4 protein-coding genes and 1 pseudogene are annotated in these 7,407 nt (G+C 32.5%); 2 read left to right on the top strand and 3 right to left on the bottom strand.

Translation table 11 applies throughout. From position 1 onward, the window contains the following. Positions 1-30 precede the first annotated feature (30 nt). Together FEM21_RS16005 and FEM21_RS16000 are read left to right on the top strand one after the other, a co-directional pair. Positions 31-1,290 carry a glycoside hydrolase family 88/105 protein gene (locus FEM21_RS16005; protein ID WP_035662712.1) on the top strand — a complete coding sequence of 420 codons (1,260 nt, stop codon included), beginning with the start codon at positions 31-33 and terminating at the stop codon, positions 1,288-1,290. Positions 1,291-1,404: 114 nt separating this feature from the next. Continuing rightward, a pseudogene (locus FEM21_RS16000) lies at positions 1,405-2,103 on the top strand (DUF1826 domain-containing protein). 101 nt (positions 2,104-2,204) lie between these two features. On the opposite strand, the gene FEM21_RS15995 reads toward FEM21_RS16000, so the two are convergent. The 3 genes from FEM21_RS15995 to FEM21_RS15985 all read right to left on the bottom strand — a co-directional run bounded on the left by FEM21_RS15995 (position 2,205) and on the right by FEM21_RS15985 (position 7,293). Continuing rightward, on the bottom strand, positions 2,205-3,305 hold the full coding sequence (locus tag FEM21_RS15995) for a Fic family protein (protein ID WP_035662709.1): 1,101 nt from the start codon (positions 3,303-3,305) through the stop codon (positions 2,205-2,207). 101 nt (positions 3,306-3,406) lie between these two features. Beyond that, entirely contained in the window at positions 3,407-6,265 is a 2,859-nt protein-coding gene (locus FEM21_RS15990; protein WP_035662707.1) for a type I restriction endonuclease subunit R, read from the bottom strand. Between the two features lie 101 nt (positions 6,266-6,366). Further along, positions 6,367-7,293 carry a tyrosine-type recombinase/integrase gene (locus FEM21_RS15985; RefSeq protein ID WP_035662705.1) on the bottom strand — a complete coding sequence of 309 codons (927 nt, stop codon included), beginning with the start codon at positions 7,291-7,293 and terminating at the stop codon, positions 6,367-6,369. Positions 7,294-7,407 lie beyond the last annotated feature (114 nt).

Genomic DNA, 7,407 nt, shown 5'->3' with positions numbered 1-7,407 from the left:
AAATTGCTGAATTTTTAAAACTTTATATAAATGAATTTATTACACTATAGATTAAAAGTACTTGGTTTTACGATTTTTAGTTCGGTAACATTTTTAGCCAGCGCTCAGACTAAAAGCACAGTTATTTCAAAACCAGCAAAAGAAAATTCTCAATCTGGAAAAGTAGTTCCTGCCAATTTGAATTGGTCTGAAAGGATGATGCTTTCTGAAATGCACAGATTTCCGGAATCGTGGATGCTTGATTTCAGTAAAAGCCCTAAATGGACTTATCCGGCAGCCATTGTTCTTGATGCAGCAGAAAAATTATATGCTAAAACAGGGAAAAAAGAATATTACAATTACATTAGCGACTTTGGAGAGAAACTAATTAATGAAGACGGTACTATTGTTTCTTACGATATAGAAAAATACAATATTGATTTACTGAACAGTGGTAATGTACTTCTTTATCTTTACGAAAAAGAGAAAAAAGAAAAATACCTAAAAGCGCTTCAGACACTTCGCTTACAAATTGACGGACAACCAAGAACTAAAGAGGGATCTTTTTGGCATAAAAAAATATATCCTTATCAGGTTTGGCTTGATGGTTTGTATATGGGGATGCCATTTTATACACATTATACTCACGATTTTACAACAGGTACAGCTGCGCAAAAGTCATATGATGATGTCGTTCTTCAGTTTGATTCCGTTCAGGAAAATCTTTTAGACAAAAAAACAGGCTTGTTGTATCACGCATGGGACGAAAGTAAAGAGCAGGCATGGGCAGACAAAAAAACCGGTCTGTCTCCACATTTTTGGGGAAGAGCAATGGGCTGGTATGGTATGGCTATGGTTGATGTATTGGATTTTTTACCGAAAGATCATCCCGGAAGAGCAAGAATCATATCCTATATTAAATCGTATGCAGATGCTGTGATTAAAGTTCAGGATAAAGACAACGGGCTTTGGTATCAGGTTTTGGATAAAGCAGGAGCGAAGGGAAATTATACAGAAGCGACAGCTTCGGCAATGTTTGTTTACACAATCATAAAATCAGTTAACGAAGGATATTTACCGAAATCCTATAAAAAAGCAGCTCAAAAAGGATATGATGGAATTATCAAAAATCTTATTTCAGTAGAAGAAAATGGTGTCGTTAATTTGAACAAATGTTGTGCGGTTGCAGGTTTGGGAGGCAAACCATATCGAGATGGTTCTTATGAATATTACATTAATGAACCCATTCGTTCCAACGACGGAAAAGGAACAGGACCTTTTATTTTAGCAAGTTTAGAATTTGAAAAATAAAATTAAAAAAATTGATGATTAGATTAGCTTTTTCTTTTTATACCGAATGTTTATAAGTGTTTTTGTATGCTCAGGTTGATGTTAAATTTAAACAGAAAATGATTGATTAAACGAATGAGTTCTTTATTTTTAGAAAACAATCAAATAGAAGTAGTTAATACATTTGATGAGCTGATTAATACCTGTTTCCAAGGAACGATAAATGCTCTTGTCTGGTCTAGAAATTTAGTGGGCGATTTTAAAGAAATTGTAGATAAACTTCAATTAAAAGAGGATATTACAGAAGTTTTTATTGAAGATCTTTTAGCTTTACAACTCTCAGAAGAAGGACAGCTCGCAAGAGAAATTATCTTAGCAGATTTGCAATTGTTAACTAAATTTGGAGCTTTGCCATCGCTTAATTTACTCAAAAGTTACGAACGTGATGAGGAATTTGACTTTATTTCAACCGACGTATATTCTTATCATGTAGATCGTTCTCCAGTTGCTACCGACACTTTTTTATGTACCTATTATGGTGCTGCAAGTGATATTTTACCCAATAATCAGGCAATATAAAAAATCCTGATTCCAGAAGTTCGGGAAAAACTCAAAGCATTTCACAAAGGCTCGGAAGCTGAATTTGAAAGCTTTTTAAAAGATTATTATTTTGATTTACACTACCAGCCCAAAGCGGATTCCAACCCTATAAATTTAGGATTAGGTCATCTTTGGAGATTAGCAGTAGATCATCCTCAGCAAAAAGTTTTACCTTGTATCCACAGAGCACCTAAAGAAAATGATGGTGAGTACCGGTTGTTATTGATTTGTTAGGAAGTATAACTGTTTTATAAGGTATACGTGTTGTATTTATTGGGTTATAAGGGTAAAGATGTTAAATACATTAAATTGTTTAATCGGCTCAATTTTGTATTCTAAAAACTGTCTTTTAGAATATAATGGGTGCTTCTACCTCCTGAATTGGCTTTAACCAAGACCCCTTTATTTACTAAATCGGTTATATCTCTAAGGGCAGTATCTGGGGAGGTTTTGGTTATCTTGGCCCATTTACTAGTAGTTAAATTACCTTCAAAATGATCCATCAGTTTATTAATCATTTTTTGCTGACGTTCATTACTAATTAAAACTACATTTTTAACCCAAAATTGATGTTTTTTAACTACTTTATCAACTATTATATTTGAGTGAAGGATACTGTTTTTTAGGCATCCTAAAAACCAAATAATCCATTCCGTAATATCTAAATCATCTTTTTGAGTTCGTTCTAAAATGGTGTAGTAACTTTTCTTCTGTTTGTTTATTTCAGTTGACATACTGTAAAATCTTTGATTTACACCATCTGCTTTTGAAAGTTGCATATCTGTAATTGCCCTGGCAATTCGTCCATTTCCATCATCAAAGGGATGTATGGTTATAAACCATAGATGCGCTACAGCGGCTTTTAACAATGATTCCAGATTTTGTTCGTTGTTGTACCAGTCTATAAATTGTTTCATTTCTGACACTAATTCTTCGGCTTTTGGAGCTTCATAATGAACTGTTTCTCTACCCATACCACCTGAAACTACTTGCATAGCACCTGAACGCCAATTAGCAACTTCTATTTTATGCATACCGCTTCTGCCTGTCGGAAATAATGCGGAATGCCAACCAAACAAACGCTCTTCCGTCAATACTTTGTTGTCGTTTTGAGTAGCATCTAGCATTAATTCAACAATTCCTTCAATATTTCTATCGGAATGTTCTAATCCTGAATATTCTAGTCCAAGTCTTGTTGCAATAGAAGAGCGAACAAATTCCGGATTTAAAATTTCACCTTCTATTTCAGAAGTTTGTAATACGTCTTGAATCAAGGTTTCTAAATTGGCTTCTCCTTTTAATTCGAAGCCCAGCAATTCCACTTTGCCCATGAGTTTACCTTGCAAGTTCCTAACTTCGCTTAATAACGAAATAAATTCTTGTTCATTCCAGTGCAAATGAGGCCAATTTTTAAGCTGATGAATATAGATTGCCATTGATTTTTAATTTATGCGGTAAATATAGTGATTATTCTCCGCAAAAAATGCGGTGATTAAGTTGTTTATTCACCGCATAACTTAATTATAATTATTAAGAATTAAGAATTCACCCCATCAATAAATACATCTACAAAGTCCTGTACCTTTTGAATGATTCTTTTTCCAATAGTATTTCTTTCAGTGATTTTTGGTTTAATTTCTAAAAGCATTAATGTATCACTTAGTTTAGGGATTTTTTGAGTAAAAAGATAATCGTTGATGCTTTCCTGAAACATTTCTTTGTTAAGATGTTCTTCTTTTACAATAGTATCAAAAGCTTTGTTTTTTTCTCTGTTCCAATAGCTCTCAAATTCTTCATTTACATTGTCTCCATCAGTAATTTGGGGTAAATTTTCTTCTATGAATTTTTCTATCAGTTCTTTTTTGCTTCTTAACTTTGCATCACCGGAAAGAATATCTCTGATTTCTTTTTTCTTTTGTTCTAATTTATTTGCTGTTAGATTAGAACCAGTAAGATTTGCTAGTAATGAAATGATATAGCTAACATTGATTTCATCACGATGAATGAGTTCCAACTCAAAATCCACATCATCTAAAATGCTTGCTTTTCCTTCTCCGACTTTGGGCTTATTTTCATTCCAAATATCCAGATACTTACTTTTATAGCCGTCAAATTCATATTCGGTCATTTCCAGTTTATTAAAATCAAAATCGGCAAAAGATTTTAAAACATTTAGAATACGCATCAATTCACGAAAAGCGGTTATAAATTCCAATTTTTCCTGTTCGGTTTTATAAGCATCTACACTTGCAATTTCTGGAGCAATAATCTTCAGTTGCTGTAAAGCAGTATTGAAAAGTTCAATATAATCTTCAATCGGACGAATAATGATTTCCTGAATGGCTTCTTTATTCGAAAATAAAGTTACTGCATCGTCTGTGGCAGATTTTAGATTTCGGAAACAAACAATATTTCCTTGTGATTTCTTTTCTCCTAAAAGTCTGTTGGTTCGGGAAAATGCCTGAATCAATCCGTGATATTTCAGGTTTTTATCTACAAATAATGTATTCAGTTGTGGACTATCAAATCCAGTCAAAAACATATTTACAACAATAATTAAATCAACTTCTTTATTGCGTACTCTTTTAGCAATATCATTATAGTAATTATAAAAAGTTTGAGAATCTTTAGTTGAAAAATTCATTCCAAACATTTCATTGTAATGACCTATATATCTTTCTAAAACATTTCTGCTATGAGAATCCCCATATTGCGCTTGTGGTTCTGCAACCATTCCTAATTCAGGTTCTTCATATATTCCATTCGCATCTTGCGATTCTTCATTAGAATTATAGCTAAAAATAGTGGCTATTTTTAATTGGTGTTTTCCTTCTTCTTTTTTCTTTTGGAAAAGGTCATAATACTGTTTCAAAACCTCAATACTACTTACACAAAACATGGCATTAAAAGTACTATTATGTGTTTTTCTTCCGTATTCTGCAATTAGGTAATCTGCAATTTTTTCAAGACGCTTTGGACTTTCAAGAAGCTCCTGAGTATCGATGGCTTCAACATCAGTATCAATGTAAGTATTACTACCTTCTTTTTCCTTGTATCTTCCAACGTATTCTACAGAAAATTTCAAAACATTATCATCACTAATTGCATCTGTAATTACATATTTATGCAAACAATCTTCAAATAATCTATTAGTAGTTGCTGGAGCTCCGTCTATTTTTCCAATGGAATTAACTTCAGAAATTGGAGTTCCGGTAAAGCCAATCATTTGCGCTTTTTTAAAATACTTTTTAATATTTTGATGTGTATCTCCAAACTGACTTCTGTGACATTCATCAAAAATAAAAATCACTTTTTTGTCCTTTAATTTGTCAATTTTTTTACCGTGTTTTTCTTTTGTAATGGCAGTGTTCAATTTTTGTAGAGTAGTGACAATCAATTTTGTATTGTCTGAAAGTTGTTTTACTAAATGTGTTGTGTTTTCAGTAGGATCTACACTTCCTTTCTCAAACGCATCAAATTCTTTTTGGGTTTGATAATCTAAATCTTTTCGGTCAACTACAAAAACAACTTTCTCTACTTTTGGAATTTCTTTTAAAATCTGACTCGCTTTAAAAGAGGTCAATGTTTTTCCTGAACCTGTGGTATGCCAGATAAAACCATTTTTATCAGTATTTCTTACTCGGTCAACAATTTTTTCAACGGCGTAATATTGATATGGTCTTAAAACCATCAGTATTTTATTCGTTTCATTCAAAACGATGTATTTGGTAATCATTTTTGCAATGTGACAAGGTTCTAGAAAAGCCTGTGCAAAATGCTCTACCTGAGTTATGTTAGTATTGTGTTCATCTGACCAAAAAAAAGTTTGCTTGAAAGTTTGTTTTGCGTTGTTCGAATAATATTTTGTGTTGACTCCGTTACTAATAACAAACAGCTGAACATAATTGAATAATCCACTTCCCGAATTAAAAGACTGATGATGATAACGATTGATTTGGTTAAAAGCTTCTTTCATTTCCAGCCCACGGCGCTTCAATTCAATTTGTACCAACGGTAATCCGTTGATAAGGATAGTTACATCATATCTGTTTTTAAAATTTCCTTCCTGCGAAATTTGATTCGTTACCTGAAACTGATTTTGACACCAGTGATCCTTATTGATAAATTCAATCCATTCTGATGTTCCATCATCCTTTACAAAATGGAAGCGGTCACGTAAGGTTTTAGCTTTTTCAAAAACATTTCCTTTTGCCAAGTGATTCAGTATCTTCTCAAACTCTTTGTCTGAAAATGATTTTTTATTATGAATTTCGAGTTGTGTCTTAAGATTAAGTATCAGGTCAGTCTCATCCCGAATAATTGCTTTTTTATGACCTAATTGTTGTAATTGTTCAACTAATTTTTGCTCTAAAATATATTCTGGCTGACTTGACATTCGGTTTTGAATTTTGGTTATACAACTTAGTCAAAGTTCAAGATTCTAAACTTTGACTAAGTTCTTTTCAAAAGTAAGAAATAAATGATGTATATGTATAATTATTTTAGCGCTTTGAGCATTTGATCTATTGCTTTTTTCTTTTGTTCCATATTAGGATGCACGTATAAATTGAGAGTGGTACTAATATTAGAATGACCAAGTAAAACGCTGACCGTTTTATAATCGCATTTGCTTTCAATACATCTGGTGGCAAAGCTGTGTCGTAAGCCGTGAAATTTGATGTCGGGAATTTCCAGAAAGCGCATCAGGTTTTTGTAATAGCTTCGGTAAGTTCTGGGTTCAGTGGGTTTAGAATCGTTGGTTAACACATAAAAAGCAGGATTTACAATTTTTTTGAAGGGTTTTAGCATTTTTAATAAATCTCTGCTCATGGGGATTTCACGTATTGAATTCTTGGTTTTTGGCGTATCAATTAACAGTTCAGTCTTTCTTTCTCCATCTTCAATGACATAGATTCGTTGAATAGTTTTTCGAATGTTGATAATACCATTGTCTGTATCGATGTCTTCCCAAGTTAAAGCACAGATTTCACCAATTCGCATTCCTGAACAAAGACAAATATAAACACCCAGATTCCTGAAAGTAAAATGTTCCTGTATGTAACTCATTACTTTTTTTTGATGTATTCTACTCAGTACTTCAATGGTATGTGTTTCTCTCACCGTTGGATATTGTACCTCAAAATTAATGAACTGCATCCATTTGTTTTTGGCTCCAAATTTTAGCACCATTTTCAAAACAATAAGAATGTCTTTAATGCTTTTTTGGCTTAAACCTTGTTCCAGTTTTTGAAATACAAATTGTTGTACATCCTTGTCTTCAATCTCAGTGTAGTCTTTAAAAACGGGCAATAAATGATTTTCGAGTAACAGTACATAAGCCGAAAAGGTTGATTTTTTTACATATAGCTTTTTGTCGTTTTTCCATAGTTCAGCGATTTCTGCCAATGTTTTTGTTTGGGTCATGATTTTTTAATTTTAATTAATTTTTTAAAATCTTAAAAGATATGAATTAACATTGGGGATTTTTAGTTATTGAGCTTTAACCTGAGTTTTAATCAATCTTTGCTTTTCCTAATT

The sequence above is a fragment of the Flavobacterium seoulense genome (assembly GCF_000695795.1).
Classification (GTDB): Bacteria; Bacteroidota; Bacteroidia; order Flavobacteriales; family Flavobacteriaceae; genus Flavobacterium; species Flavobacterium seoulense.
The sequence above is the reverse complement of the archived record's forward strand: the minus strand, read 5'-3'. Positions and strand labels throughout refer to the sequence as shown.